The sequence below is a fragment of the Vibrio sp. R10-SG3-ISO10 genome (assembly GCF_059834185.1).
The window spans coordinates 48,886-75,480 of record NZ_JCBDHG010000016.1 but is presented as its reverse complement, the minus strand read 5'-3'; the positions used below and the strand labels follow the sequence as shown (position 1 = coordinate 75,480).

At 45.3% G+C, this 26,595-nt stretch carries 23 protein-coding genes; 16 read left to right on the top strand and 7 right to left on the bottom strand.

Annotation, left to right across the window (positions count from 1 at the left end; all coding sequences use genetic code 11):
* From AC6R16_RS07925 to tatC, 5 genes are all read left to right on the top strand, one after another.
* A complete protein-coding gene (locus AC6R16_RS07925; RefSeq protein ID WP_049846352.1) occupies nt 1–606 on the top strand; it encodes a ubiquinone biosynthesis accessory factor UbiJ in 606 nt (201 codons plus the stop codon).
* The gene (gene ubiB, locus AC6R16_RS07920; RefSeq protein ID WP_500674054.1) at nt 603–2,237 is read left to right on the top strand and encodes a ubiquinone biosynthesis regulatory protein kinase UbiB; all 1,635 of its coding nucleotides are present in this window, start codon (nt 603–605) and stop codon (nt 2,235–2,237) included. The genes AC6R16_RS07925 and ubiB overlap by 4 nt, the downstream gene beginning before the upstream one ends.
* Before the next feature lie 50 nt (nt 2,238–2,287).
* Nucleotides 2,288–2,530 carry a Sec-independent protein translocase subunit TatA gene (gene tatA / locus AC6R16_RS07915; RefSeq protein WP_425666175.1) on the top strand — a complete coding sequence of 81 codons (243 nt, stop codon included), beginning with the start codon at nt 2,288–2,290 and terminating at the stop codon, nt 2,528–2,530.
* 3 nt (nt 2,531–2,533) lie between these two features.
* A complete protein-coding gene (gene tatB, locus AC6R16_RS07910; protein ID WP_425666174.1) occupies nt 2,534–2,965 on the top strand; it encodes a Sec-independent protein translocase protein TatB in 432 nt (143 codons plus the stop codon).
* 64 nt (nt 2,966–3,029) lie between these two features.
* Entirely contained in the window at nt 3,030–3,779 is a 750-nt protein-coding gene (gene tatC / locus AC6R16_RS07905; protein ID WP_004745389.1) for a twin-arginine translocase subunit TatC, read from the top strand.
* Between the two features lie 70 nt (nt 3,780–3,849).
* Here tatC and AC6R16_RS07900 read toward each other — a convergent pair whose 3' ends face one another.
* Nucleotides 3,850–4,611, bottom strand: coding sequence for a TatD family hydrolase (locus AC6R16_RS07900; protein ID WP_500674053.1), 762 nt, complete (start codon nt 4,609–4,611; stop codon nt 3,850–3,852).
* 147 nt (nt 4,612–4,758) lie between these two features.
* Between AC6R16_RS07900 and hemB the strand changes: the two genes are divergently transcribed.
* The 4 genes from hemB (at nt 4,759) to spfP (ending at nt 9,965) form a co-directional block, all read left to right on the top strand.
* The gene (gene hemB, locus AC6R16_RS07895; RefSeq protein WP_500674052.1) at nt 4,759–5,802 is read left to right on the top strand and encodes a porphobilinogen synthase; all 1,044 of its coding nucleotides are present in this window, start codon (nt 4,759–4,761) and stop codon (nt 5,800–5,802) included.
* 66 nt (nt 5,803–5,868) lie between these two features.
* The gene (locus AC6R16_RS07890; RefSeq protein WP_500639333.1) at nt 5,869–6,324 is read left to right on the top strand and encodes a GNAT family N-acetyltransferase; all 456 of its coding nucleotides are present in this window, start codon (nt 5,869–5,871) and stop codon (nt 6,322–6,324) included.
* Nucleotides 6,325–6,931: 607 nt separating this feature from the next.
* Nucleotides 6,932–9,724, top strand: a complete 2,793-nt coding sequence (gene polA, locus AC6R16_RS07885) for a DNA polymerase I (protein WP_500674051.1) — start codon at nt 6,932–6,934, stop codon at nt 9,722–9,724.
* 193 nt (nt 9,725–9,917) lie between these two features.
* Complete coding sequence (gene spfP, locus AC6R16_RS07880) at nt 9,918–9,965, top strand: small protein SpfP (RefSeq protein ID WP_438356636.1); 48 nt, start codon at nt 9,918–9,920, stop codon at nt 9,963–9,965.
* Nucleotides 9,966–10,470: 505 nt separating this feature from the next.
* On the opposite strand, the gene yihA is transcribed toward spfP, so the two are convergent.
* Nucleotides 10,471–11,136 carry a ribosome biogenesis GTP-binding protein YihA/YsxC gene (gene yihA, locus AC6R16_RS07875; protein ID WP_500674050.1) on the bottom strand — a complete coding sequence of 222 codons (666 nt, stop codon included), beginning with the start codon at nt 11,134–11,136 and terminating at the stop codon, nt 10,471–10,473.
* Nucleotides 11,137–11,284: 148 nt separating this feature from the next.
* Here yihA and AC6R16_RS07870 point away from each other — a divergent pair, with 148 nt between their 5' ends.
* The 5 genes from AC6R16_RS07870 to hemN all read left to right on the top strand — a co-directional run bounded on the left by AC6R16_RS07870 (nt 11,285) and on the right by hemN (nt 15,901).
* Nucleotides 11,285–11,902 (top strand): c-type cytochrome, encoded by a 618-nt coding sequence (locus AC6R16_RS07870; RefSeq protein ID WP_500674049.1) that lies wholly within the window; start codon nt 11,285–11,287, stop codon nt 11,900–11,902.
* A gap of 726 nt (nt 11,903–12,628) precedes the next feature.
* On the top strand, nt 12,629–13,267 hold the full coding sequence (locus AC6R16_RS07865; RefSeq protein ID WP_500674048.1) for a class I SAM-dependent methyltransferase: 639 nt from the start codon (nt 12,629–12,631) through the stop codon (nt 13,265–13,267).
* Nucleotides 13,267–13,830 carry a Der GTPase-activating protein YihI gene (gene yihI / locus AC6R16_RS07860; protein ID WP_500674047.1) on the top strand — a complete coding sequence of 188 codons (564 nt, stop codon included), beginning with the start codon at nt 13,267–13,269 and terminating at the stop codon, nt 13,828–13,830. Before AC6R16_RS07865 ends, yihI begins: the two co-directional genes overlap by 1 nt.
* A gap of 9 nt (nt 13,831–13,839) precedes the next feature.
* Nucleotides 13,840–14,328, top strand: a complete 489-nt coding sequence (locus AC6R16_RS07855) for a DUF2489 domain-containing protein (RefSeq protein WP_171325946.1) — start codon at nt 13,840–13,842, stop codon at nt 14,326–14,328.
* Nucleotides 14,329–14,512: 184 nt separating this feature from the next.
* Nucleotides 14,513–15,901, top strand: coding sequence for an oxygen-independent coproporphyrinogen III oxidase (hemN, locus tag AC6R16_RS07850; protein ID WP_367937376.1), 1,389 nt, complete (start codon nt 14,513–14,515; stop codon nt 15,899–15,901).
* Between the two features lie 130 nt (nt 15,902–16,031).
* On the opposite strand, the gene ilvY is transcribed toward hemN, so the two are convergent.
* Nucleotides 16,032–16,922, bottom strand: coding sequence for an HTH-type transcriptional activator IlvY (gene ilvY, locus AC6R16_RS07845; protein WP_004745408.1), 891 nt, complete (start codon nt 16,920–16,922; stop codon nt 16,032–16,034).
* Between the two features lie 145 nt (nt 16,923–17,067).
* Here ilvY and ilvC point away from each other — a divergent pair, with 145 nt between their 5' ends.
* Nucleotides 17,068–18,552, top strand: a complete 1,485-nt coding sequence (gene ilvC, locus AC6R16_RS07840) for a ketol-acid reductoisomerase (RefSeq protein WP_004745409.1) — start codon at nt 17,068–17,070, stop codon at nt 18,550–18,552.
* A gap of 498 nt (nt 18,553–19,050) precedes the next feature.
* Here ilvC and ubiK read toward each other — a convergent pair whose 3' ends face one another.
* The 4 genes from ubiK to AC6R16_RS07820 form a co-directional block, all read right to left on the bottom strand.
* Nucleotides 19,051–19,302 (bottom strand): ubiquinone biosynthesis accessory factor UbiK, encoded by a 252-nt coding sequence (ubiK, locus tag AC6R16_RS07835; RefSeq protein ID WP_004745538.1) that lies wholly within the window; start codon nt 19,300–19,302, stop codon nt 19,051–19,053.
* A gap of 190 nt (nt 19,303–19,492) precedes the next feature.
* Complete coding sequence (locus AC6R16_RS07830) at nt 19,493–22,615, bottom strand: multidrug efflux RND transporter permease subunit (RefSeq protein WP_004745537.1); 3,123 nt, start codon at nt 22,613–22,615, stop codon at nt 19,493–19,495.
* Nucleotides 22,616–22,626: 11 nt separating this feature from the next.
* Entirely contained in the window at nt 22,627–23,733 is a 1,107-nt protein-coding gene (locus tag AC6R16_RS07825; protein ID WP_004745536.1) for an efflux RND transporter periplasmic adaptor subunit, read from the bottom strand.
* Nucleotides 23,734–23,751: 18 nt separating this feature from the next.
* Nucleotides 23,752–24,369, bottom strand: coding sequence for a TetR/AcrR family transcriptional regulator (locus AC6R16_RS07820; protein ID WP_004745535.1), 618 nt, complete (start codon nt 24,367–24,369; stop codon nt 23,752–23,754).
* 178 nt (nt 24,370–24,547) lie between these two features.
* Between AC6R16_RS07820 and rep the strand changes: the two genes are divergently transcribed.
* Nucleotides 24,548–26,566, top strand: a complete 2,019-nt coding sequence (gene rep, locus AC6R16_RS07815) for a DNA helicase Rep (RefSeq protein ID WP_500639339.1) — start codon at nt 24,548–24,550, stop codon at nt 26,564–26,566.
* The last annotated feature ends 29 nt before the right edge of the window (nt 26,567–26,595 follow it).

The window sequence follows — 26,595 nt, the reverse complement described above, 5'->3', positions numbered from 1 at the left end:
ATGCCATTTGAGCCTCTTGTTACTGCAGTGATTGAAACGTCACTCAATACCCTTATCAACGATGACCCTGAGCTGGGTCGTCGTCTTGCTCGCTTAAAAGGGCAAGTGATTCAAGTTCATCTTAAAGAGCTGAACAAGACATTGACCTTTATCTTTAGCCAGCAAATTGATGTTTTGGCGAATTATGAAGGTGAGCCTGATTGCTATCTATCCTTGAACCTCTCGGTACTGCCAGAACTGCGTGAGCAGTCCAATATCACTAAGCTGATCAAGCAAGATAAACTGGTATTGGAAGGCGATATTCAACTGGCACAAAAGTTTTCGCAGCTGATGACGGATTGCAAACCAGATATTGAAGAGTGGTTATCGCGCGTGACCGGTGATGTTGTCGCGCATACTGTGGTTCAGGGGGCTGCCAATGTCGGTCAATTCTTCAAGTCACAAGCCGCTAAGCATCAAGACCACCTTGCACAAGTCCTGACAGAAGAGTGGAAAATTGCGCCAGCACCGTTAGAGGTGGCGCATTTCTGTGACCAAGTGGATGAAGTGAAAAGCCAAGCGTCACGCGTTGAGGCTAAATTGAATCAACTGTTGGAGCGCGCATGACCCCAACAGAGATGCGTCGTTTATACCAGATCATCCGTGTTCAGCTAGAGTATGGCTTGGATGAGCTGCTGCCAACACACCAGTTGACCAAAGCGCCACTGCTGGCAAGAAAAAGCCTGTTTTGGATTAAGAACAAACATCCAGAGAAGCCACTCGGTGACAGGCTGCGTTTAGCACTGCAAGAGCTTGGCCCTGTATGGATTAAGTTTGGTCAGATGATGTCGACTCGTCGAGATCTTTTCCCGCCGCAAATTGCTGATCCACTAGCCTTGCTTCAAGATCAGGTTTCCCCATTTGATGGTCAGCTTGCCAAGCAGCAAATCGAACAAGCACTCGGTGGTTCACTAGAAACATGGTTTGATGATTTCGCGATTGAACCGCTTGCGTCTGCTTCGATCGCTCAGGTGCATACCGCCAAGCTGAAATCGACTAACCAAGAAGTGGTATTGAAGGTTATTCGACCAGATATTCGCCCGGTCATTGATGCAGATCTAAAACTGATGTACCGAATGGCGCGTATAGTCGCCAAAGCACTTCCTGAAGCACGTCGTTTGAAACCTGTCGAAGTGGTGCGTGAATATGAGAAGACCTTGCTTGATGAATTGGACTTGCGCCGAGAAGCGGCCAACGCGATTCAGCTAAGACGTAACTTCGAAGGAAGTGAAGAATTATACGTTCCTGAAGTTATTACCGACTTCAGTAATGAAACTGTAATGGTTTCTGAGCGAATATACGGCATCCAAGTTTCTGATATTGAAGGGTTGAAGGCCAACGGTACTAATATGAAGCTGTTGGCGGAGCGCGGTGTGAGCGTGTTCTTTACCCAGGTATTTCGAGACAGCTTCTTCCACGCAGATATGCATCCGGGCAATGTGTTTGTTGAGCCAGAGCATCCAGAAAACCCGCGTTGGATAGGTTTAGATTGTGGTATCGTCGGGACGCTAAACGGTGAAGATAAACGTTATCTAGCGGAAAACTTTTTAGCTTTCTTTAATCGCGACTATCGACGTGTTGCAGAGTTGCATGTTGAGTCAGGTTGGGTTCCACGTGAAACCAACATTGATGAGTTTGAATTCGCAATACGTATTGTGTGCGAACCGATATTTGCTAAGCCGTTGTGTGAAATTTCGTTTGGTCATGTTTTGCTAAACCTGTTTAACACAGCGCGCCGCTTCAATATGGAAGTACAGCCGCAGCTCGTATTGCTGCAAAAGACGCTGCTTTATGTTGAAGGTTTGGGCCGCCAACTCTACCCGCAACTTGATTTGTGGGAGACGGCTAAGCCATTCTTAGAAGAGTGGATGATGAACCAAGTTGGTCCTCAAGCGGTAATTAATGCGGTTAAAGATCGTGCGCCGTTTTGGGCCGAAAAACTACCCGAGTTGCCAGAGCTTCTCTACGATAGTTTGCGCCAAGGTAAAATGATGAACCAGCGTATGGATCAGCTTTACCAAGGTTATCGTTCAAGCAAGCGTCAGCAGGCGACAGGTAAATTTTTATTTGGTGTTGGAGCCACATTAGTCGTATGCTCGGCAATATTGGTCAACAGCACTTATGAGCAACTTTCACTGGCCAGCGCCCTAGGTGGGGTCACATTTTGGTTGCTTAGTTGGCGAGCTTACCGTCAATAGACGTTAAACTCTTGAAATAAATTTGTTTAATAAGACCCGAGGTAAAAAGAATGGGTGGTATTAGTATTTGGCAACTTCTGATTATTGCTGTCATCGTCGTTCTACTGTTTGGTACTAAGAAGCTACGTGGTATCGGTGGCGATCTGGGTGGAGCAGTAAAAGGCTTCAAGAAAGCAATGAGCGAAGATGAGTCGGACAAAGAGAAGAAAGACGCAGACTTCGAACCTAAGAATTTAGAGCAGCAGAAAACAGACGCAACTGCTGAAACTAAGAAAGACAAAGAGCAGGCGTAGATCGTGTTTGATATCGGTTTTTGGGAACTGGTATTAATATCTGTCGTTGGGCTAGTGGTTCTTGGTCCAGAGCGTTTGCCTCATGCCATTCGAAGTGTTTCCAAGTTTGTTGGTGCGGCGAAAAACATGGCAAACAGTGTGAAAGATGAACTTTCACATGAGCTTAAGGTTCAAGAGCTACAAGAAAACTTGCGCAAAGCCGAGAAGATGGGCATGGAAGATTTATCTCCAGAGCTAAAATCTTCGGTGGAGCAATTAAAGCAAGCTGCGCAAGATGTTCAACGCCCATACGCGAGCAAAAGCGAATCAGCGACGAACAGTGCTGAAGCGGCCAACGAAACTGTTGAGCCCGCTCAGAACGCCAATGACTCAGTAGGGGCGGTTGAGAGTCTAAACACTCAATCAGCGCCACAGGCAGATAAAAAAGCCGAATAGTCTCGCATATAGGAGGAGCTGCTATGGAGTAGCTCCTTTTCGATCTTTATGAGTAGAGGTTTCCATGTCTTCTGTTGAGCAGACACAACCTTTGATCAGCCATTTACTAGAGCTGAGAAATCGCCTGTTACGTGCAATTGTAGCGGTATTGGTGGTTTTCATCGGGCTGATCTATTTTGCCAATGACATCTATGAGTTTGTCTCTGCACCTTTGGTAGAGCGTCTACCTGAAGGGGCAACCATGATTGCTACTGATGTGGCATCACCCTTCTTTACCCCGTTAAAGTTGACCTTGATTGCGTCTATCTTTATCGCCGTTCCGTTTATTCTCTATCAGGTATGGGCATTTGTCGCACCTGGCTTATATAAACATGAACGCCGTTTAATCATGCCACTAATGTTCTCTAGCTCACTGCTGTTCTATTGCGGTGTCGCGTTTGCGTATTTTGTGGTGTTTCCACTGGTATTTGGCTTCTTTACCGCCATTTCGCTGGGTGGAGTAGAGTTCGCCACGGACATATCGAGCTACCTCGATTTTGTTCTCGCGCTGTTCTTAGCCTTTGGTATTGCCTTTGAAGTGCCAGTGGCCATCATCTTGCTATGTTGGACTGGTGCCACTGATCCTAAGAGCTTAAGTCAGAAGCGTCCGTATATTATTGTTGGTGCGTTTGTGGTCGGGATGATGCTGACGCCGCCAGATATGATCTCGCAAACACTACTGGCAATTCCTATGTGTCTACTGTTCGAGGTTGGTTTGTTCTTTGCACGCTTTTATGTGCGTAAAGGCGACAGTGAAGAACAGGTGGAAGAGTAGAGTTTCCACTAAGCCATATAGAGCAACGGGGTTGATAGCTAGCTATCAACCCCGTTTTGTTTTTGGAGAACTAGAGGTTAAAAAGTGTCTTGGCGTTGTGAGTGGTGAGGCTATCCACTTGTTCGATGCTGATTTCTCTTAGGTCAGCCACGCGTTGAGCAACAAGTGAGGTATACGCAGGTTCATTGCGTTTGCCACGATGCGGAACAGGAGCGAGATAAGGGCAGTCGGTTTCTAAGATAACGTAGTCCATATCAAGATGTGGAATCACTTTATCCATGCCACCATTTTTAAAAGTCGAAACGCCACCAAGCCCAAGATGAAAGCCGAGATCATTGATCGCTTTGGCTTCTTCAACACTGCCACCAAAACAGTGGAATACACCGCTTAAAGAACCATCTTGCTCTTTACGAAGTAGTGTGAGGGTTTCTTCTATTGAGTCGCGTGTATGAATGACCACTGGTAGCTTCATCTCTTTTGCCCAATTGAGCTGAGTGATAAACGCCATCTCTTGTTCGGCTTTAAAGGTTTTGTCCCAATAAAGATCAATACCAATTTCACCAACGGCAATAAAGTTGTGCTTATCAAACCAAGAATGAATGATGTCTAGGCTCTGTTTAACATTAGCGTCGACGTAACATGGGTGTAATCCCATCATCGAGCGGCAAACGTCTGGATACTCAGCCTCAGTGCGTAACATCGCCTCAATCGATTCTAAATCAATGTTTGGCAGTAATATCTTATCAATGCCTTGTGCCAACGCACGCTGGACGACTTGGTCGCGATCAGTATCAAATTCAGTAGCATAAATATGTGCGTGGGTATCAATCATTGCTTATCTCACTCTCTATCAGAGCTGAGAGTATACGGCAGTGTGAGCATTTGGTCATTTTTTGCATTTTTCTCGACTCTCTCTGGCGTCGTCAGCTTGGAGTGATATTATGCAATTCAAGCACTTTCACCACACAAGGAGAATAGAGTGTCAGTTTCGATTCAAGGTCAATTCCCTGGCCGTCGTATGCGCCGCCTGCGCAAGCATGACTTTAGCCGCCGCTTGATGGCTGAAAACCAATTGTCTGTTAACGATCTGATTTATCCAATGTTTATTCTTATGGGTAAAGATCGCCGCGAAACCGTGGAGTCAATGCCGGGTATCGAACGTTTGTCGATTGATCTAATGCTAGAAGAGGCGCAGTACTTAGCTCAGCTAGGTGTTCCTGCGATCGCTCTATTCCCTGTGGTCAACCAAGATGCAAAAAGCCTATGTGCTGCTGAGGCCTACAACCCTGAAGGTTTGGTGCAGCGTGCGGTTCGCTCTTTGAAAGAGCATGTGCCAGAAATCGGTGTGATCACGGATGTTGCGCTTGACCCATTCACGACTCATGGCCAAGACGGCATCATTGATGAAGAAGGTTACGTGCTAAATGATGAGACAACCAAAGTCTTGGTTAAACAGGCTTTGTCTCATGCCGAAGCCGGCGCTGATATTGTTGCCCCGTCAGATATGATGGATGGACGTATTGGTGAGATTCGTAAAGCGCTTGAGCAAGCGGGTCACATCAATACTCAGATCATGGCTTATTCTGCTAAATACGCCTCTTGTTACTATGGACCTTTCCGCGATGCGGTCGGTAGTGCAAGCAACCTTAAAGGCGGCAATAAGAAAAACTACCAAATGGATCCTGCTAATAGCGATGAAGCGATTCATGAAGTGGCGATGGATGTGAATGAAGGCGCAGACATGGTCATGGTTAAGCCTGGTATGCCTTACCTTGATATTGTTCGCCGCGTTAAGTCGGAACTTGAAGTACCAACCTTTGCTTATCAGGTCTCTGGTGAGTACGCGATGCACAAAGCGGCATTTGCCAATGGTTGGTTAAAAGAGCGTGATACTGTGATGGAATCGCTACTCTGCTTTAAGCGTGCAGGAGCGGACGGCATCCTTACCTATTTTGCTAAAGACGTCGCAGAGTGGTTAGCGGAAGAAAATGCCCAAGCAGCGACCTTCTTAAAAGAAGATTAGGGTCTGTTAAACAAAGAATATCAAAGGCTGGCGTTTGTCAGCCTTTTTTAATTTTGGAGAATATCGATGAGTATTATTTATCGTTTAGGGACGCTAGAAGAGTGTGTTCAAGTCGTTGAGCAGATCGCGGAGTTTGCCCATAAAGAGAGTGTCGAGAGTTTGTCTGCACGTTTAGAAGGGAAGTCGTGCTCTTTGATTCAGGTGGCGCAACAAGGTGACGACATCCTAGGGTTCAAGATTGGTTACCAGATCGACGAAACGACGTTCTACAGCTGGTTTGGTGGCGTGTCTTCTTTAGCGAGAAACAAAGGGGTGGCGCAAAAATTATTAGATATTCAGGAGCAATGGGTAACAGATCAAGGCTATAAACAGCTTAAAGTGAAATCACGTAACCAATTTCCTGCCATGCTCAGATTGCTGATTAAGAATGATTATCTTATTGAAAATTATGAACAAAAAGAACCGTTGCTAGAGAGCAGAATTCACTTTGTAAAGCAGTTAGGTGAGTGTCATAAAAATTAAATGAGATTTTTTCTCATTTAGGTGTTGACGCATTAAATGAGAATGGTTATTATTTATCTCGTCTTAGGGAATGAGAGAAGTTCACAAGGACGTTGAGTTACCAGATTCACAATTGGAGACGGTGATGACACTGAACTTAATCGAACTTGCACGAGTTCTTTTTGACACGACATTGCTCACATTGCTTCCAGTGTAATTTATAGCTTTATGGCAAAGCACCTCATTCACCTGAATTGCTTTGACCCCTTTTTGCTAGGCGACATCGAAAGATGTCGCTTTTTTTATGCCTGCTATTTCGCTCCGAACAAAAGGACACCAGTAGTCTTTTCCACAACGCAAGATCATTTCAGGATCGATCTTTAAACGATCGATCGGATAATTTATTTATTATTTACAAGGGGTTGTGGTCTATTTTGAGTTTTTTGTGCACTGTTTTATATCCTGTGGGTAAATAATATAAACAGAGTTATCCACAGAATGGTGAGTGGGGTGATAAAGGAATAACCAAATGTGTGAGTAGAGTTCAAAGAGTTAAAATGGATTCGCTGAACCAGTCATGGCATCCTAAGCAGATCTTTTTTGCATTTTCTTTGGATACGTAAAGACTATGGCCAACATTCCTGATAATCCGTTGATTTTGATTGACGGTTCTTCTTATTTATACCGCGCATTCCACGCTTATCCAGAAACGATGAGTAATGGCGAGATCCCAACCAATGCCGTTTATGGTGTGGTCAACATGCTGCGTAGCATGATGCGTCAGTTCTCTTCAGATCGTATTGCGGTTGTCTTTGATGCAAAAGGAAAAACCTTCCGTGATGATATGTACCCAGAGTACAAAGCTAATCGTCCTCCAATGCCCGATGATCTGCGCTGCCAGATTGAGCCTTTGCACAATGTAATCCGTGCGATGGGGTTGCCATTGATCTGTACCCCGGGCGTTGAAGCCGATGATGTGATTGGTACGCTCGCTTACCAAGCATCTCAAGCGGGTATGCCTGTGTTGATCAGTACTGGTGATAAAGATATGGCTCAGCTGGTGGATGACAATGTTACCTTGATCAACACCATGACCAATGTGGTGATGGATCGTGAAGGTGTGGTTGAGAAGTTTGGTATCCCACCAGAGCTAATTATTGATTACCTCGCATTAATGGGCGATAAGGTCGATAACATTCCTGGTGTACCGGGTGTTGGTGATAAAACCGCAACGGCTTTGCTGCAAGGTATTGGCGGTATTAACAAACTGTATGAAAACCTCGACGACATTGCTCCACTAGGTTTCCGCGGTTCGAAAACCATGGCGAAAAAGCTACTCGACAACGAAGAAAATGCACGCCTGTCGTATGAGCTTGCGACGATCAAGCTGGATGTTGAGTTAGAAGAGACGCCTGAATCTCTGCTTAAAACTGAGCCTAACAAAGATGAGCTGATCAAACTTTATGGTCAGTTGGTGTTTAAATCGTGGCTAAACGAACTTCTTGATGGCGGCACTGGTGTTGTTGAGGCTGATGAGAAGTCGGGCAACCAGAGTGGTGCATCTGCCAGTGCTGCGGCAGATATCGACACATCGGCAGTGACTATAGACCGTAGTCAGTATGAAACCATCCTAGATGAGTCTTCATTCAATGCTTGGCTAGAGAAGCTAAAAGCTGCTGAGGTATTCGCCTTTGATACTGAAACCGATAGTTTGGATTACATGGTTGCAAACCTTGTTGGCCTCTCTTTTGCGACCGAAGAAGGGATTGCTGCCTATGTTCCTGTTGCCCACGACTACCTAGATGCCCCTGCGCAGCTAGAGCGCGATTGGGTGTTGGCGCAACTAAAACCTATCTTAGAAGATGATGCCCAAGCGAAGGTAGGTCAAAACCTTAAGTACGATGCGAGCGTGTTAGCGCGTTACGGCATTGAGATGAAAGGTATTAAGCATGACACCATGTTGGCCTCTTACGTCTATAACAGTGTAGGTGGTAAACATGATATGGACAGCTTGGCGCTGCGTTTCCTTCAGCACAGCTGTATTTCATTCGAACAGATTGCAGGTAAAGGCAAGAACCAGCTAACCTTCAATCAAATTGACCTTGATGAAGCGTCACCTTACGCGGCAGAAGATGCCGATGTTACGCTACGTCTTCACAACCGCTTAATGAGCAATATTGAGCAGGATGAAAAGCTGAAAGGTATCTACCAAGATATCGAGGTTCCTTTAGTGCCTGTGCTTTCTCGTATCGAACGTACTGGTGTTCTAATCGATGACATGAAGCTGTCTGCACAGTCTCAAGAGATTGCCCAACGTCTGGATGAATTAGAGCAGAAAGCGTTTGAAATTGCAGAGCAAGAATTCAACATGAATTCGCCAAAGCAGCTTCAAGCTATTCTGTTTGAAAAGATGGGTCTACCAGTAATCAAGAAGACACCTTCAGGTACGCCTTCGACTAACGAAGAAGTGTTGCAAGAGCTGGCATTGGACTACCCATTACCTAAGCTGATCCTTGAATACCGTGGTCTAGCTAAACTTAAGTCTACCTACACAGATAAGCTACCTAAGATGATTAACCCAGAAACTGGGCGTGTGCATACTTCGTATCATCAAGCGGTAACCGCGACGGGTCGTCTTTCTTCAACCGATCCTAACTTACAGAATATTCCAATTCGTAATGATGAAGGTCGACGTATCCGACAGGCATTCATCGCGCCACATGGCTATAAAATTATGGCTGTCGATTACTCGCAGATTGAACTGCGTATTATGGCGCATTTATCTGGTGATAAAGCCCTGTTGGATGCTTTCCAACAAGGTAAAGATATCCACTCTGCGACCGCCGCAGAAATTATGGGTACCACCATTGACCAAGTGAGTACTGAGCAGCGTCGCCGTGCGAAGGCAGTTAACTTCGGTCTTATCTATGGTATGAGTGCTTTTGGTTTGGCCAAGCAGTTAGGTATTCCTCGCGGTGAAGCGCAAGACTACATGAACAAGTACTTCGAGCGTTACCCTGGTGTGATGCAGTATATGGAAGATACACGTAGTGCCGCAGCAGAGCAGGGTTTTGTTGAAACGATCTTCGGCCGTCGTTTACACCTTCCTGAAATTAAGTCACGTAACGGTATGCGTCGTAAAGCGGCAGAACGCGCAGCGATCAATGCGCCAATGCAAGGAACGGCAGCTGACATTATCAAGAAGGCGATGCTGTTAGTCGACGAGTGGATTCAAACTGAAGGTGACGGGCGAGTGAAACTGCTTATGCAGGTTCACGATGAATTGGTATTTGAAGTTCAAGAGTCAGCTTTAGCCGAAATTGAAAGTAAAGTACAACAATTGATGGAATCCGCAGCACAGCTAAATGTCCCTCTGGTTGCCGAGGCAGGGCATGGCGACAACTGGGATCAGGCACACTAGGCAAAAAATCGCCTAAAACACCCTTTTTGCATGAGCCAGCGCACAAACGCTGGCTTTTTTTTGTCCCTAAAAAAGATAGCGGGTATTTCGCATAAATGTAGTTTAATAAAATTATAATGAAAAAAACTTACAAAAAGAGTTTTCATTTCTGACCAATTGTTGTACATTAATCTGCGTAGGGTACAGAGGTAAGATGTTCTATCTTTCAGACCTTTTGTTTCACGTTATTGGATTAGGCTGATTCAGCCGCCCCAGTCAGTTTTTGACTGGGGCGTTTTTTATTGTGCCAAAGAAAAATCCCTACTTATCAAAAAGCTACATACCAAGCGAGTCCTTTCCCTGATATTTTCCCTGATGCCATCTAAAAGCCATTAAAATAATTATGGTTATTGACCTTGGTGTAATTTGGCCAAAGTTTGTAAATTTATACCAGTCACAGTTTGGTTATTTTGATAGAAAAACCAAAACAAAAACAGGCCAGAAAAGATAGCTTTAATTTCGGTTTTTATTTTTATTTTTCAATGAGATGGGTGGTGTTTGGGTGTGGTTTTCCTGAGCGGCACCCCTCTGTTGGGAGTGTTGATTTACGCCTTTAGATACATAATCCTAAGCGCATAATTAATAATAACTACTATTTCTCTCCCGTTGCCCCGCCAGGAAGGTGGGGCTTTTATTTTTCTATGCCGATAAAAAAAGCCCTACCATTTTATCGGCAGGGCTTTAGCAATCATTGTCTGGTCGAGTGTTTAATCTGACTTGTTATCGATATTCTCTTCTTCGATGATCTCTTCAACAACTGATTCCGCCAGCGCTGGAGCGAACCACTCATCGAGCTTGCTACGCAGCGTATCGACACCGATGCCTTTTAGCGATGAAAAAGCGGCGACGCTGACATCGCCACCAAAGCCCACCGCGTCTTTTTTGATCTTCAGAACTTGTGCTTTGCGCGCACCGCTCTTTAGTTTGTCTGCTTTAGTTAGCAGCACCTGAACAGGAATACCACTGTCAACTGCCCAAAAAATTAGCTGCTGGTCGAGGTCTTTCATTGGGTGACGAATATCCATCAGAACCACTAAGCCTTTTAGACATTGGCGTTTTTGTAGGTACTCACCCAACGATTTTTGCCACTTCTTCTTCATTTCTAGTGGTACTTGAGCAAAGCCGTACCCCGGAAGATCGACAATATGACAGCCATCGGTAACCTTAAAAAGGTTAATAAGTTGTGTTCGGCCTGGCGTTTTACTGGTTTTCGCTAAACTACGTTGGTTCGTCAGGCGGTTTAGAGAACTAGACTTACCCGCATTGGAGCGTCCTGCAAACGCAACTTCGATACCTTCATCTTCTGGCAAGGCGCGGATATCCGGCGCACTTGTGATGAAATGGGTGTTTTGATAATGAATTTTTACGCTCACTGTTAACTCCATCTCGACTTTGTGTAGTCGATTGATTACTTTTTTGTGAAATTGTGTAAAATAACCGTGCTCGGCATAAGGTCGCCTATTGTACCATGAGTGGCAACGCAGAGTGGTACCGGAAGCTTGATAATTATAATGGAATGTCATGAAGAAATTAGCGCTAATCTTGAGTCTTTTAGCCAGCTGCTCCGTGTGGGCCCAAGGTAACATTGAAGCTGGTAAAGCAAAATCCCAAACTTGTGTTGCCTGCCATGGTGCTGACGGCAACAGTCAACTCGCTATGTACCCGAAAATTGCAGGTCAGCATGCTAAGTATATTGAAAAGCAGCTGAAAGAATTCAAGTTGGGTATGACTAGTAATGGTAAGCAAGGTCGTATGGATCCTGTGATGAGTGGTATGGCTATGCCACTGTCTGAGGAAGATATGAAAGACCTAGCGGCTTACTATGCCTCTCTACCAATTGCTCACAACACTACGCCTGAAAATGTGGTTGATGCAGGTAGAGTTCTTTACACCGCTGGTGATGCCGAGCGTGGCTTAACAGCATGTATCGCATGTCATGGTCCACGTGGTAACGGTACAGAACTTTCTGGCTTCCCGAAAATTTCTGGTCAGCATGCTGATTACATTAAGGCTCAGCTTGAAAAATTCCGTGATGGTTCTCGTGGTAACGATATGAACGCTATGATGCGTGATATTGCGAAAAAACTAACGGATGAAGATATCGATACACTTTCTAAATATGTTGGTGGCCTACACTAAGCCCTACTTATTCGTTCGAGCATAAAGTTGTATTGAAAAAGCCCAAGCAGTTGCTTGGGTTTTTTCGTTTGAGCGTGATCACATGACTCGCGTGGCCTTGATGAGTCATCTTTCCTCGTTACTTGTAAGAGATCGCCCATACTTGAATGTGCAAGTTTCTATCGGTTATTTGTAACTCATTGAAAAATAGGGTGATGAAATTGTGGGAGTAAAAAAGTGCACTTTTTTAGCTTGAGTGGATTGTTCAAAATGACCAAAGCGATAAAGTGTACTCATCGGCAGGGCGCTGATAACGGATTTAAGACTAGGAAGTCTCCACGGACGCAAGTAATGGAAACTTGGTAGTTATAGAAAGGATGCAAGGGTAGGTAGGAAACCTACTTGATAAGGATGGTCGACTTGTCTAATGGTTTAAGACAGTGAAATGGATCAGGCTAAGGACTAGCCCAGGCATCAGGAAGTAAATGGAAAGCCAAAACTCACCAGGATGGTGGCAAACAACACTTTTGGCAGGGAAAGCACTAAAAACAAATGGAATATTGGTGCACTGAAGTAAGTGCAACACAGTTTTGCCGCAAGGCATTTAGAAAGCGATAGATAACTCTATCGCTTTTTTTATTGCTATTTTTTATGAAGTGATGATTATTTGCACAATAGTGCTCCACTCTAACGCCAGTTTCTGGTATGTTTCGCATCCCGTTTGAGGATATGTTAAACGCACCCAATATGCATAGTTGCCCCCTTTGTCAAAGCTTGGATACTCAGCACTACTACCAAGACAAACGTCGAGAGTATTTACAGTGCCTGCAATGTGAGCTTGTGTTTGTTAATCCAGATCAGCGTTTGGATGCAAAACAGGAAAAAGCCCACTACGATTTGCATGAGAATGACCCAAATGATCAAGGGTACCGACGCTTTTTATCTCGGGTTGCAGACCCCATATTAGAGCGTATTGAGGCTAACTCTCACGGGTTAGATTTTGGTTGTGGGCCTGGCCCAACATTGTCACTGATGTTGGAAGAGCAGGGACACACCATGAGTCTTTACGATATCTACTATCACCCGAATCCTTCGGTGTTAGAAAATTCGTATGACTTTATTACTGCTACAGAGGTTATAGAACACCTCTATGAACCGAATAAGGTGTGGCAGCAATGGTTGAATTTAGTTAAGCCAGGTGGCTGGATTGGTCTAATGACTAAGATGGTCATCGATGTTGAAGCGTTTGCCTCATGGCACTATAAAAACGATCAGACCCATGTGGTGTTCTTTAGTCGTAAAACGTTTCAGTATTTGGCAGAGCGGGATCAGCTCAAGCTTGAATTTATTGGTAATGATGTAATTTTACTGAGGAAAGCCCAGTAATGAGCCGTAGTAAGAAAGCAAGATCGGGTGGCAATGGCGACGTAGTTGTTGTTCGCAACCGAACTCAATCAGACGTTGAAGGACGTCTACGTAAGAAAGACAAAAAGCGCAAAGGTCTAAAGACTGGCGGTCGTAACTCTGAAGCAAAAGATCAGAAGCAGCAGACTGCCGCGCAAAAGCGCGATCCGCGTTTAGGTAGCAAGAAGAAAATCCCTCTTGTGGTTGAAGCTGCCAAGAAGCCAACTAAGGCTGAGCGTCGTATTAATGCAGAGAAAGAACTAGAAATGCTAGAGAGCGATGCACAACTCAATGTGTTGCTCGATCGTCTAGACAATGGTGATAGCCTAGGTGCAGGTCTACAGAAATACGTTGACGAAAAATTAGCACGTATCGAAGTGCTGATGAAGCAGCTAGGTATCTACGAAGAAGAGCCTGAAGAAGAATTTGAGGAAGAGATCGTAGAACAACCTGTTGCGCAGAAGAAAGCCAGTAAGAAAGCAGGCTCAGATGATGAGTTACTTTCTCAGTTCGAAGACTTAGACTTGAACCAATTTAAAGGATAATCGAGCATTATGAATGTAACCTTGTTAGCCATTGCAGGCGGAGCCATCATCCTCGGTCTAGCGTCATATGCAGGTTACCTTCTGCTCAAGCTCAAGAAGCAAAAGGAATTGCAACTGCAGCATCAAAAGTTAGCCATTGAAAAACGCAATGCCAACATCTTTGAAAGTGTGCATGTTCTTTGCTTAGCGGGTATTCAAGAGCAGTGTGATCTGTCAGAAATCAGCATTCGCCTCTATAACATCATGGACTATGTTCAAGGTGAAGAGCGCGTTGATTTTGAAAAAGAATTTCCAGCGACGTCAGAGCTATTCCACATCGTTAAAGATATGGCTCGTGGCGAAGAGCGTCAGGCGCTAGCGAAAAAAGAGCGCATGAAGCAAAACCTTGAGCGCCATAAAGCAGAGTCTCGTCTTCAAGATGCTATCGTTGAAGAGCTGAAGCTTCTGCAGAAAAAGGTTCAACCTCTCAACAATCAGATCAACATCCAAATGATCTAGATTGGCTTTATAGCTCGATCGACTACCCTTTAGAGGGAGTGATCGAGTTATCAATTCTGAGTATTGCTACTCAAAAAGCAGCCTGTCCCACAACCAGTGATATCGAGGTGTGGCAAAATAGCCTGCTAACAATAATGGCTCGTGTAGCCAAACGATGCATTATAGCCCAAACGGAAATACCATCATGTCGCAGCATGTCGTCGCAAGCCAGCAAATAGTCTGGGACCAAGCCATCCTTGATAAGTACAACTATTCGGGTCCTCGTTACACTTCATACCCAACTGCTTTGGAGTTTCATGAAGCGTTCACGGTAGCGGACTACGATATGGCGTGCACTCAGTACCCAGACAGACCGCTGTCTCTTTATATCCATATCCCTTTCTGCCACAAGCTTTGTTACTACTGTGGTTGTAATAAGGTGATCACCCGTCATGCCCATAAAGCGGATGAGTACTTGGATGTATTAGAGCTTGAGGTTCGTACTCGTGCGGCGCTGCTACAAGGGCGTAAAGTGACTCAGCTGCATTTTGGTGGCGGTACGCCAACGTTTCTGACCAAGGCACAAATCAGCCGAGTGATGAATATCTTGCGTGATGAGTTTAACTTCGAAGGTGATGCTGAAATCAGTATCGAAGTTGACCCGCGTGAAATCGAACTCGATATGCTTGATCACTTACGCGGTGAGGGCTTTAATCGCCTCAGTATTGGTGTACAAGACTTCAATAAGGAAGTGCAAAAACTGGTTAACCGTGAGCAGGATGAGGAATTTATCTTTGCCATGGTTGAACGTGCTAAACAACTGGGCTTCCGTTCGACTAACCTAGATCTGATCTACGGCTTGCCAAAGCAGACCCAAGCACGCTTTGCTGAGACTTTAGCTCAGGTATTACAAATGCAGCCAGGCCGCTTATCGATCTTTAACTACGCGCACATGCCTCAGCTATTTGCTGCGCAGCGCAAGATTAAAGATGAAGACCTGCCAGTAGCAGAAGAGAAGATGGCGATTCTGCAAGATACTATCTCGACACTGACTGGTGCAGGGTATCAGTTTATCGGTATGGATCACTTTGCTCAGCCAGATGATGAGCTTGCGGTTGCGCAGCGTAATGGTGTGCTCCACCGCAACTTCCAAGGTTACACCACTCAAGGTGAAGCAGATTTAGTGGGCTTTGGTGTGTCAGCGATTTCCATGATTGGCGATGCGTACGCGCAAAACCAAAAAGAGTTGAAGAAGTACTACGCGCAAGTGAACGACCTACGTCATGCTCTATGGAAAGGGGTAGCTCTTGATAGTGATGACTTACTACGTCGTGAAGTCATTAAACAGCTTATCTGTAACTTTAAACTCGATAAGACTATGATTGAGTCAGAGTTTAAGGTGACTTTTAATGACTACTTTAAAGAAGACTTGCAGCTACTACAGACGTTTATCAATGATGAACTGGTGGAAGTGGATGACAAAGAAATTCGCGTTACACTGCGTGGTCGCCTACTGATCCGTAATATCTGCATGTGCTTTGATAAGTATTTAAGAGCTAAGGCGCGTCAGCAGCAGTTTTCCCGAGTCATTTAAGTTTTCGTCATATTCGACACCTAGCTATGACTCCAACTATCTAGAAAACTACTTTAAATGCAAAAGCCACCGTTATTCTTTCGATCTGAAAAAGCGGTGGCTTTGTTGTATCTGGAGTAATACTAATGAGTTATGGGGCGATATAGGTATCGTGGGCCATTTCCCACAGTGCTTTGACTAGTGGATTATCAAGCTGCGAGCGTTTGCAGCACACGCCGAGTTTAAAGGGTTTTATCGAAGCGACTTTTAAGCGCTCGATTTTTTCCTTAACAGGACTGTTATTGATCACCACATCGGGGGCAATTCCCACACCGCAGCCAAGGGCAACCATACTGACAATAGCTTCATGACCAGAGACTTGGGCGTAGATGTTAGGCTTAATCTTCATTGCCTTAAACCAAGCATTGGCGCGGTCTCGGGCGGTACCCGACTCAGGAACAATAAATGGAATTGTCGACCAATCCGGCTGCTCTTTTTGCAGCTCCTTGGCAAAATTACTTACCCCGACTGGAGCTATTACGGAAAGGGGAATTTCACTGATGGTTTCAAACTCGATTCGAGCGGGCAGTTGTTCGGGCTGGGCGGAAATTGCGATATCCACTTCATCACTCAGGACCTTGTTGATTGCTTGTGCCGGATCTCCGGTTGAAAGCTTAAATTCAATAAACGGGTGTTGAAGACGGAATTCTGACAATAATTCAGGCAAATGGCTGTAACTGGCCGTCACTGAGCAAAAGAGACGAATTTCACCTTTCAGTTCTTCTTCATGGCCTTTGAGTTGGGCATTGTAGTTTTGCCACTCACCAAGAATGTTTAACGCGACAGGCAGAAGCTTTTTTGCAGCAGGGGTCAATTCAACGCTGCGGTTGTCTCGCACGAACAGGACTTGAGCAGTGTCGCTTTCCAATTTTTGTATCTGTCGACTCAGGGCCGACGGGCTAATATGCATCGCCGAAGCTGTCTTAGCGAAGCTCTTACTATCACACAGATGAATGAACAACTGCAGACACTTAATGTTCATGAAATAGTCACATCCTTGTTGCATTAATTGCAATTACTAATTGTGAATATATCACTTTAAGCAACTAAATACCTGTTTTAGTATGGACTCATTCGGTACCCAAGCTACCGACCTCAACGGAAAAATTCTTTAAAGGAGCGCCCTGATGGCTAACTATTTCAACACTTTAAACCTACGCGAGCAGCTAGACCAACTAGGTCGTTGTCGTTTTATGGATCGCAGCGAGTTCGCAACTGAAGCTGATTACCTGAAAGGTAAGAAAGTGGTTATTGTTGGTTGTGGTGCTCAAGGCCTAAACCAAGGTCTAAATATGCGAGACTCTGGTCTAAACGTAGCGTACGCACTACGTCAGGCGGCGATTGACGAGCAGCGTCAATCTTACAAGAACGCAAAAGAGAACGGTTTTGAAGTCGCAAGCTACGAAACGCTAATCCCTGAAGCAGACCTAGTGATCAACCTTACGCCAGACAAGCAGCACACTAACGTAGTTGAAACAGTAATGCCGCTAATGAAAGAAGGCGCTGCACTAGGTTATTCACACGGCTTCAACGTTGTTGAAGAAGGTATGCAAATTCGTAAAGACCTAACAGTTGTAATGGTTGCGCCGAAGTGTCCAGGTACAGAAGTACGTGAAGAGTACAAGCGTGGCTTCGGTGTACCAACGCTAATCGCTGTTCACCCAGAGAACGATCCAAAAGGTGAAGGTTGGGATATCGCGAAAGCATGGGCAGCAGGTACAGGCGGTCACCGCGCAGGTTGTCTAGAGTCTTCATTCGTAGCGGAAGTTAAATCTGACCTAATGGGTGAGCAAACTATCCTATGTGGCATGCTACAAGCAGGTTCAATCGTATCTTACGAGAAGATGGTTGCTGACGGTATCGACCCAAGCTACGCAGGTAAACTTCTGCAGTACGGTTGGGAAACCATCACGGAAGCACTGAAGTTCGGTGGCATCACTCACATGATGGACCGTCTATCTAACCCAGCGAAAATCAAAGCATTTGAGCTTTCTGAAGAGCTAAAAGAGCTAATGCGCCCGCTTTACAACAAGCACATGGATGACATCATCACGGGTGAGTTCTCAAGCACTATGATGGCTGACTGGGCTAACGATGACGCAAACCTACTAGGCTGGCGTGAAGAGACGGGCGAAACCGCATTTGAAAACTACCCAGCAGGCGATATCGAGATCTCTGAGCAAGAGTACTTCGACAACGGTATTCTACTAGTAGCAATGGTTCGTGCTGGTGTTGAGCTAGCATTCGAAGCGATGACAGCATCAGGCATCATCGATGAGTCGGCGTACTATGAATCTCTACACGAGCTACCACTAATCGCAAACACAGTAGCACGTAAGCGCCTATACGAAATGAACGTAGTAATCTCTGATACAGCTGAATACGGTAACTACCTATTCGCGAACGTAGCAACACCACTACTACGTGAGAAGTTCATGCCATCAGTAGGTACTGACGTAATCGGTAAAGGTCTAGGCGAGACGTCTAACCAAGTAGATAACGCAACGCTAATCGCTGTGAACGATACTATTCGTAACCACCCAGTTGAGTACATCGGTGAAGAGCTACGTGGTTATATGACTGATATGAAGAACATCGCGGTAGGCGGCTAATCTTCTTCGCTAAGGAGCTTAATTTCTTTGTCGGTAATACTCATTTGCTCGCGCAAACTCCGTGTTACCTCCGCGAACTTAAGCTCTTAGCTGTGAATATTAAATTACTGCGAAATTCACTAACCTAGGTTAGTAAAGAACTCCAGGCAGACTGGGGTGATAAATACAAAATAAAACACAACATCTAATTAAAAGGCTTGGTCTCCGTTGACCAAGCCTTTTTGTTTTGCGCTTAGCGTTTGGAACGGACTTCGCCCTGCGAGATGGAAGAACGCTTCGCTCCGAGAACGGACTCCGTCCTTCGAGAGGTTCTTGTGGAGGAACGGTCGAAAATTGTTGGTTACGTTTGTTTGCTAAAAAGCTTGATTGACCATAAAAAGAAGGGTTGACGCAAAACGCCAACCCTACAAAACTTTCTCGCTTCTCGCTTCTCGCTTCTCGCTTCTCGCTTCTCGCTTCTCGCTTCTCGCTTCTCGCTTCTCGCTTCTCGCTTCTCGCTTACTTATCCGCAAGCTTCTCTTCTAAATCCGCGAGCTTCTTTTCCATCTCTGTTAGCTTTTGACGAGTGCGCAGAAGAACTTGAGTCTGAACATCAAACTCTTCGCGGCTTACGACGTCTAGCTTATTTAGTTGGCCTTGGATTACTTGGCGAACTTTTTGGTCAACGTCTGCACCTAGCTCTTTTACTGGCGCAGGCATCGAATCGTGAATTTGTTTAGCGATTTGCTCTAGTTTCTTTGGGTCAAACATGGTGACTAAAACTCCTTTCAATTTGTGCTCATTCTATGTAATTGATACGTGAAAGTCGCTACTTCGATATTAAAAATTCGAAGCTGTTATACCATTTAGAATAAATAGTTGATTAGCTACTAAGCCGGGTAGGCACTCAAGTTACAGGTATAAAAAAAGGCCACCGAAGTGGCCTTAGAGGAGTGACAGGTTACTTGTTCTCTGCTAGTTCACGTTGAGCGGCTTTCGCTTCATCAACACGTGCTAGCTTTTCCAAGTCTTTGTCTTCAACAAACACTGGTAGAGGCTTATGTTTTTCAGCTAGGTAGCTGTAAATCACAGGCAGTACGAATAGCGTAAAGATAGTACCAATCGCTAGACCAGCAACGATTACGATACCGATACTAAAGCGCTGAGCTGCACCTGCACCTGTTGCGTACATTAGCGGGATAAGACCAGCAATCATCGCTGCTGTTGTCATCAGGATAGGGCGTAGACGAACTTTCGCTGCTTCCATTACCGCTTCTGTCTTGCTCAGTTTGTTGTGTAGCTGCTCTTCTTTTGCTACCTCACAGATCAAGATACCGTGCTTGGTGATAAGACCAACCAGAGTAATCAGACCTACCTGAGAGTAGATGTTCATGGTAGCTGCACCCCAAGCTAGAGCAATCAAGGCACCACAGATCGCCAGTGGTACAGAAACCATGATAACCAATGGATCTTTCAGTGATTCAAACTGGATTGCCAGTACTAAGAAGATGATCGCTAGTGCCAAACCGAACGTCGCGTATAGTGCGCTACCTTCCGTTACGTACTGACGAGCTTCACCCATATAGTCATGGTTGTAGCCAGCTGGCAGCTTAGTTGAAGCTATGTCTTCAAACCATGCAATTGCATCACCCATAGCCGCACCAGGAGCAGGAACCGCACCAATAGTGGCTGAGTTGAGCTGGTTGAAGTGAGGCAGTGAACGAGGCTCTGCGACAACATCAATCGTAATCAAGCTACCTAGAGGTACCGCTTTGCCATCAGCCGCTTTAACGTAGAAGTTGTTCATCGACTCTGGGTTTAGGCGCCACTTACGCTCTACCTGAGGGATAACTTCGTACGAACGGCCGTTAAGGTCGATGCGGTTTACATAGCCATCGGACATCATCGCACTTAGCGTAATACCGATATCTTGCATGGTTACGCCGTAAGCACCCGCTTTATCTTTGTCGATGCTGATTTTCATCGTCGCTGAGTCGTAATTCAGGTCGATCTCTGAGTATACGAACAGTGGGTTAGTTTGAACTTCTGCAAGAATATCTGTGGTTACTGCGAATAGGCTTTCAAACGCATTCGGCGTTGTAACAACAAACTGAATCGGTAGGCCTGAACCTGCACCTGGTAGTTCTGGCATCTGGAATGCTGTTACAGCCATTCCAGGTACGTTCGATACCAATCCACCCACTCGGTTTGCCACTTCAGACTGACTGGCTTCACGCTCACTCCAAGGCACCATAGAGGCAATACCAAATGCTTGGTTTGAGTTTGGTACACCAGTAAACACCTGGGCAAACGCAACTTCTGGCTGGTCAGACAGAATCTTGTTGACGTCATTCATGGTGTTTTGCATGAAGTCCAAGTTCGCGTTTGATGGTGCGGTACCCATCAACATCACTACGCCTTTATCTTCCGATGGTGCCAGTTCACTTGGGATGAACTTAAACAGCATTGGTAGACTGGCAAATACGATGATAGCGAAAGCAATCACCACAGGGCGATGCTGCATAACTGCGCCAAGCATTTTCGCATAGCGGTTAGTCATTCCATCAAGCACACTATGTACTTTCTGTTCGAACTTGCTTGGCTCTTCATTAGCCTTAAGCATTTTCGAACACATCATAGGTGAAAGGGTCAGTGCTACAATACCGGATACAAATACCGAACCTGCGAGGGTTAAGGCGAACTCTTTAAATAGAGCACCTGTGATGCCACCCATCAAGGCAATTGGCGCATATACCGCACCCAGAGTAAGGGTCATTGCAATAACAGGAATTGCAATCTCACGAGTACCGATAATCGCCGCGCGGAATGGTGATTCACCCAGCTTGATGTGACGGTCGACGTTTTCCAGTACAACGATCGCATCATCTACTACCAGACCGATGGCGAGTACCATTGCCAGTAGCGTCATCAGGTTCCATGAGAAGCCCATCGCTTGCATTACCATTGCCACACCAATCAGAGACAGTGGGATAGTAACGATAGGGATTATTACCGCACGGAATGAACCTAGGAACAGGGTAATAACCACTAGTACGATCAGTGCTGCTTCAACAATCGTTTTGATTACTTCGTTAATCGACTCGTTGATCGCAATCGTTGAGTCATACATCACGTTCATTTTGATGGTACTTGGCAGGTTACGCTCTAGTTGAGGTAGCAAATCAAGTACATCGGCTGCGATGTTGATTGGGTTGGCACTTGGCGCTGCGTTAATCGCCGCAACGACTGCCTCTTGTCCGTTAGCACTTGCACGGTAAACATCGTGGCTCTTCTCAAGCGATACTTTGGCAATATCACTTAGACGAGTAACGTTACCTTCGTCAGTACTCACAACTAGGTTAGAGAGCTCTTCTACGTTAGATACCTGAGTATCTGCGCTACCGTTGTAAAGTACGAACTCACCAATTGCCTGACCAGTTGCTGACTGGTAGTTGTTGGCATTAAGCACATTCATTACGTCGGTTGCGGTCAAGCCTAGCGCCGCCATCTTGGCAGGATCTAGCCAAATACGCAGTGCGTATTTCATACCACCGTAGAGGTCAACCTTAGACACACCGTTAACAGTGAATAGCTGCGGGTTGATTACACGCTCTAGGTAATCGGTAATTTGACTTGATGATAGCTCGTCACTGGTGAAACCAATGTAGAGTACCGCCGTTGTTGAACCTGTCGACATGGTTACGGTTGGGTCTTCTGCTTCTTTTGGAAGTTGAGAGCGAACCGAGTTAGTCTTCGCCAGAATGTCAGACAGCGCCGCATTCGGGTCGGTATTGAGCTTCATGTTGACGGTAATGGTGGATTTACCCAGTACCGAAGACGAAGTCATATAGTCTATGTTGTCTGCCTGAGCGACCGCTTGCTCCAGTGGCTGAGTAATAAAGCCTTGGATCAAATCGGCACTCGCGCCGTAGTAACTGGTATCTACGGTGACAACTGTGTTTGTCATTTCAGGGTATTCGCGAACCTGCATCTTGAACACCGCTTGGAGACCAAGCAGGGCGATCAAGAAACTGATCGATACCGCTAAAACTGGACGTTTAATAAAAACATCAGTAAAGCGCATGAGGCCTCCAATTACAGCATTGGTGTTTCAGCTGGTGGAGTAGTTGCATCGCTTTCTACTACACGAACTTTCGCGTCGTTACTTAGACGAACCTGACCGGAAGTCACCACAACATCACCCGCTTTCACACCTTCTAGGATGTGGGCGATATCTTTAGTGCGTTCACCTACTTTAACCACTTGTTGCTTAACGCGCTTCTCGCCGTTCTCTTCGCTAATGATGTACACGTTGTCACCGTATAGCGTGAAAGTAATGGCGGTTTGAGGTAGCGTTACTTGGTTTTCTAGTTTAGGCAGAATGATATTTGCACGTGCGAACATACCACTACGTAGCTTACCGTCACTGTTCGGGATATCCGCTTGTACCTGAATCAGACCACTTTGAATGTTTACCGCAGGCTCGATCGCTGAGATAGAACCCTTAAATGGTTTCTCTGGGTAAGCATCAACAAAGATATCGACTTCCTGATCAAGAGAGATGCGTGAGATATCCGTTTGTGGCACTGTGAAGCGTAGGCGCATAACGCTCGTATCTTCTAGACGAACAATATCGGTACCCGATTGCAGGTACTGACCTAAGTAAACGTTACGAATACCAACCACACCCGCAAATGGTGCTTTGATTTCACGGCGATCGATTGATGCTTTTAGGCTTTCAATATCCGCTTTAAGCGAGAAGTAGTTTGCTTCCGCTTCATCATACGCTTCTTTAGAAATAGAGCCTTTCTTGTACAGACCTTGGTAGCGTTTGTATTTAGCTTCGGCTGCCGGTAGCTTAGCTTGCGAGCTCTTAAGGTTGGCTTTCTCTACATCAGAGTCAAGCAAAACCAATGGCTGGCCTTCTTCAACTTGAGTGCCTGATTCAAAAGCAATTTTGTCGATCACACCGCTAGTTTCGTTAGCAATGGTCACACCTTGGTTTGGCTCGATGAAGCCGATCGCTTCAATCACAGGTACCCAGTCAACAGGGTTTACTTCGGTTACCGTGACAGGAAACTCTGGCTCAGGACGATTCGCCATGTATTCAGCGATCTTCTGTTGTTTGAATAGATTGAAACCTATCACACTGCCGAACAGCAGTATCGCGATAAGTAACATAAAGAAAGTCCACTTTTTCATTCTGATTAGAACTCCAAATTAGTGTTTTATAATCGCATCCCAACTTGCTTCGATCGCTGCGTCAATGGCGTCTTGGTCAAGTTGGTAATATCCGAGAGATTGCTTACGTGCCAGAGTGACACTGACTTCTAAACTAAGTGCAGCCAACACTGGGTTTTCTAGGGGCTTAAATACCCCTTGTTCTCGCCCTTCAGTGAAGAGTTGATCCACTTTGCTAAACATCTTGCGTTCGATCTCTTTGGTTTCATGGCTTCGGACGCAGGGCAAAGAGTCGTACTGAGCACGATTCTTTAAGTTGCCGATGTTTGACCCCGAGAGATCGAAAATGTTTAACCACATTTTGCGAAATCGTTCTTTTAACGGCATAAATTCTTCAACACCATCCTGAATGGCTTCAGCATTGCGTTGGATGACCGCTAATCGAACCTGTTGCAGTAAATCTTCTTTATCAGAGAAGTAGCGATATATCGTTCCTGCTGCGACCCCAGCTTCCTTGGCCAACTTATGCATCGAGAGACCTTGAAAGCCTGATTCTGCAATCAGTTTTTCTGCGGCATCTATGATTTGTTGTCTTTTATCTACCATAAAATGAGAACCAGACAGTGACATATAGTGGGTTGATGAATGAACGTTCATTCATTATAGCCTAAGAAGTCATCAAATATGCAACAAACTATCGAATGATTTATGAAAAAAGTTGTTATTCACACTTGTTGAGAAACATTTAGCCGATGTTGTCTTGGCTATAAACATAGCAATCTGTCTGTTGCACTATTATTATATGCGCCACATTTTTCCTACCGCTGAGATGATCATGAAGCTGAACCCCAATCAAGATGAAGCAGTTAAATACGTATCTGGCCCTTGTTTGGTGCTTGCTGGAGCAGGGTCGGGTAAAACGCGTGTTATTACCAACAAAATTGCTTATCTGGTTCAGCAGTGCGGTTATAAAGCGCGCAATATCGCGGCGGTGACTTTTACCAATAAGGCGGCGCGTGAAATGAAAGAGCGCGTTGGCCAGACATTAGGTAAAAATGAATCAAAGGGGTTAATGGTCTCAACCTTCCATACTTTGGGCCTCAATATCATTAAGCGTGAATACAAATCATTAGGTCTAAAATCCGGATTTTCACTGTTTGATGATCAAGACCAAATGGCGCTACTTAAAGAGCTGACAGAAAAACAGCTCGATGGTGATAAAGATCTACTGCGTCAGTTGCTTAGCACGATTTCTAACTGGAAAAACGACATGCTTACGCCTGAGCAAGCCAAGGCGCAGGCGAAGGGCGAGCAGCAACAGTTGTTTGCCTTCTGTTTTGAGATGTACCAGAAGCAGATGAAAGCCTATAACGCTCTCGACTTCGATGATTTGATCTCATTACCTGTTCTTCTACTGCGTACCAATGAGGAAGTTCGTCAGCGTTGGCAAAATCGAATTCGCTACTTGTTGGTCGATGAATACCAAGATACCAATACCAGTCAATACGATCTGGTTAAACTGATTGTCGGCGAACGAGGCCGATTAACCGTAGTAGGGGATGATGATCAGTCAATCTACTCTTGGCGTGGAGCGAAGCCACAAAACTTGGTGTTGCTGGGTGAGGATTACCCAAATCTGCGCTTGATAAAGCTTGAGCAAAACTACCGCTCAACCAGTCGCATCTTGCGCGCTGCCAATATCCTTATCGCGAATAACCCACACGTGTATGAGAAGTCCCTGTTCTCAGAAATTCCTGATGGTGAAAAGCTCAAAGTTCTGCTGGCAAAAAATGAAGAGCATGAAGCTGAGCGAGTTACTGGTGAGCTTATTGCGCACAAATTCCTTAATCGCACGGAATATAAAGATTATGCGGTTTTGTATCGTGGTAACCACCAATCGCGCTTGATTGAAAAGTCTTTAATGCAAAACCGGGTGCCATATAAGTTATCTGGGGGCACCTCGTTCTTTGCTCGCGCTGAGATCAAAGACATCATGGCGTATTTGCGTGTCTTGGTTAACCCAGATGATGACAACGCATTTCTGCGTATTGTTAACACACCAAGACGTGAAATTGGCCCAGTAACATTAGAAAAACTCGGCAGTTACGCCAATATGCGTGGCAAAAGCCTATTTGAAGCCAGTTTTGAGCTAGGCTTGGAGCAGTCATTGAGTGGACGTGGGTTAGAGAATTTGCGTCGCTTCACTGCTTGGCTAGTTAAAATTGCCGACCAAGCAGAGCGTGGTGATACCGTTGAAGCGGTGCGCTCGTTAGTACGAGATATCAATTATGAAGATTGGTTATACGAAACATCATCAAGCCCTAAAGCTGCCGAAATGCGCATGAAGAATGTGTCCGATCTTTACTCTTGGATAGTGGCTGACCTTGAAGGGGATAACTATGACCAAGAAGAGAAGAGTATCAAAGAGGTGGTTCAGCGCCTGACATTACGTGACATGATGGAGCGAGGCGAAGAGGACGAAGATAGCGACGCGGTTCAACTAATGACGCTACATGCCTCTAAAGGTCTAGAGTTCCCCTACGTTTATCTGATAGGAACAGAAGAAGGAATCTTGCCGCATCAAACCAGTATTGATGAAGAGAACGTTGAGGAAGAGCGCCGCTTAATGTACGTAGGAATCACACGTGCGCAGCGAGAACTGACCTTCACTATGTGTAAAGAGCGTCGTCAGTTTGGTGAGTTAATTAAGCCGACACAAAGTCGTTTTCTCGACGAGTTACCATTTGATGATGTGGAATGGGAGCAGGTTAAGAAGCCAGTGACGCAGGAAGAACGTATGGCGAAAGGCCAAGCACATATTGCCAACATAAGATCGATGTTCAATAAGAAATAGTGTTGTGGCAGATACTAAAAAGGCTTGGT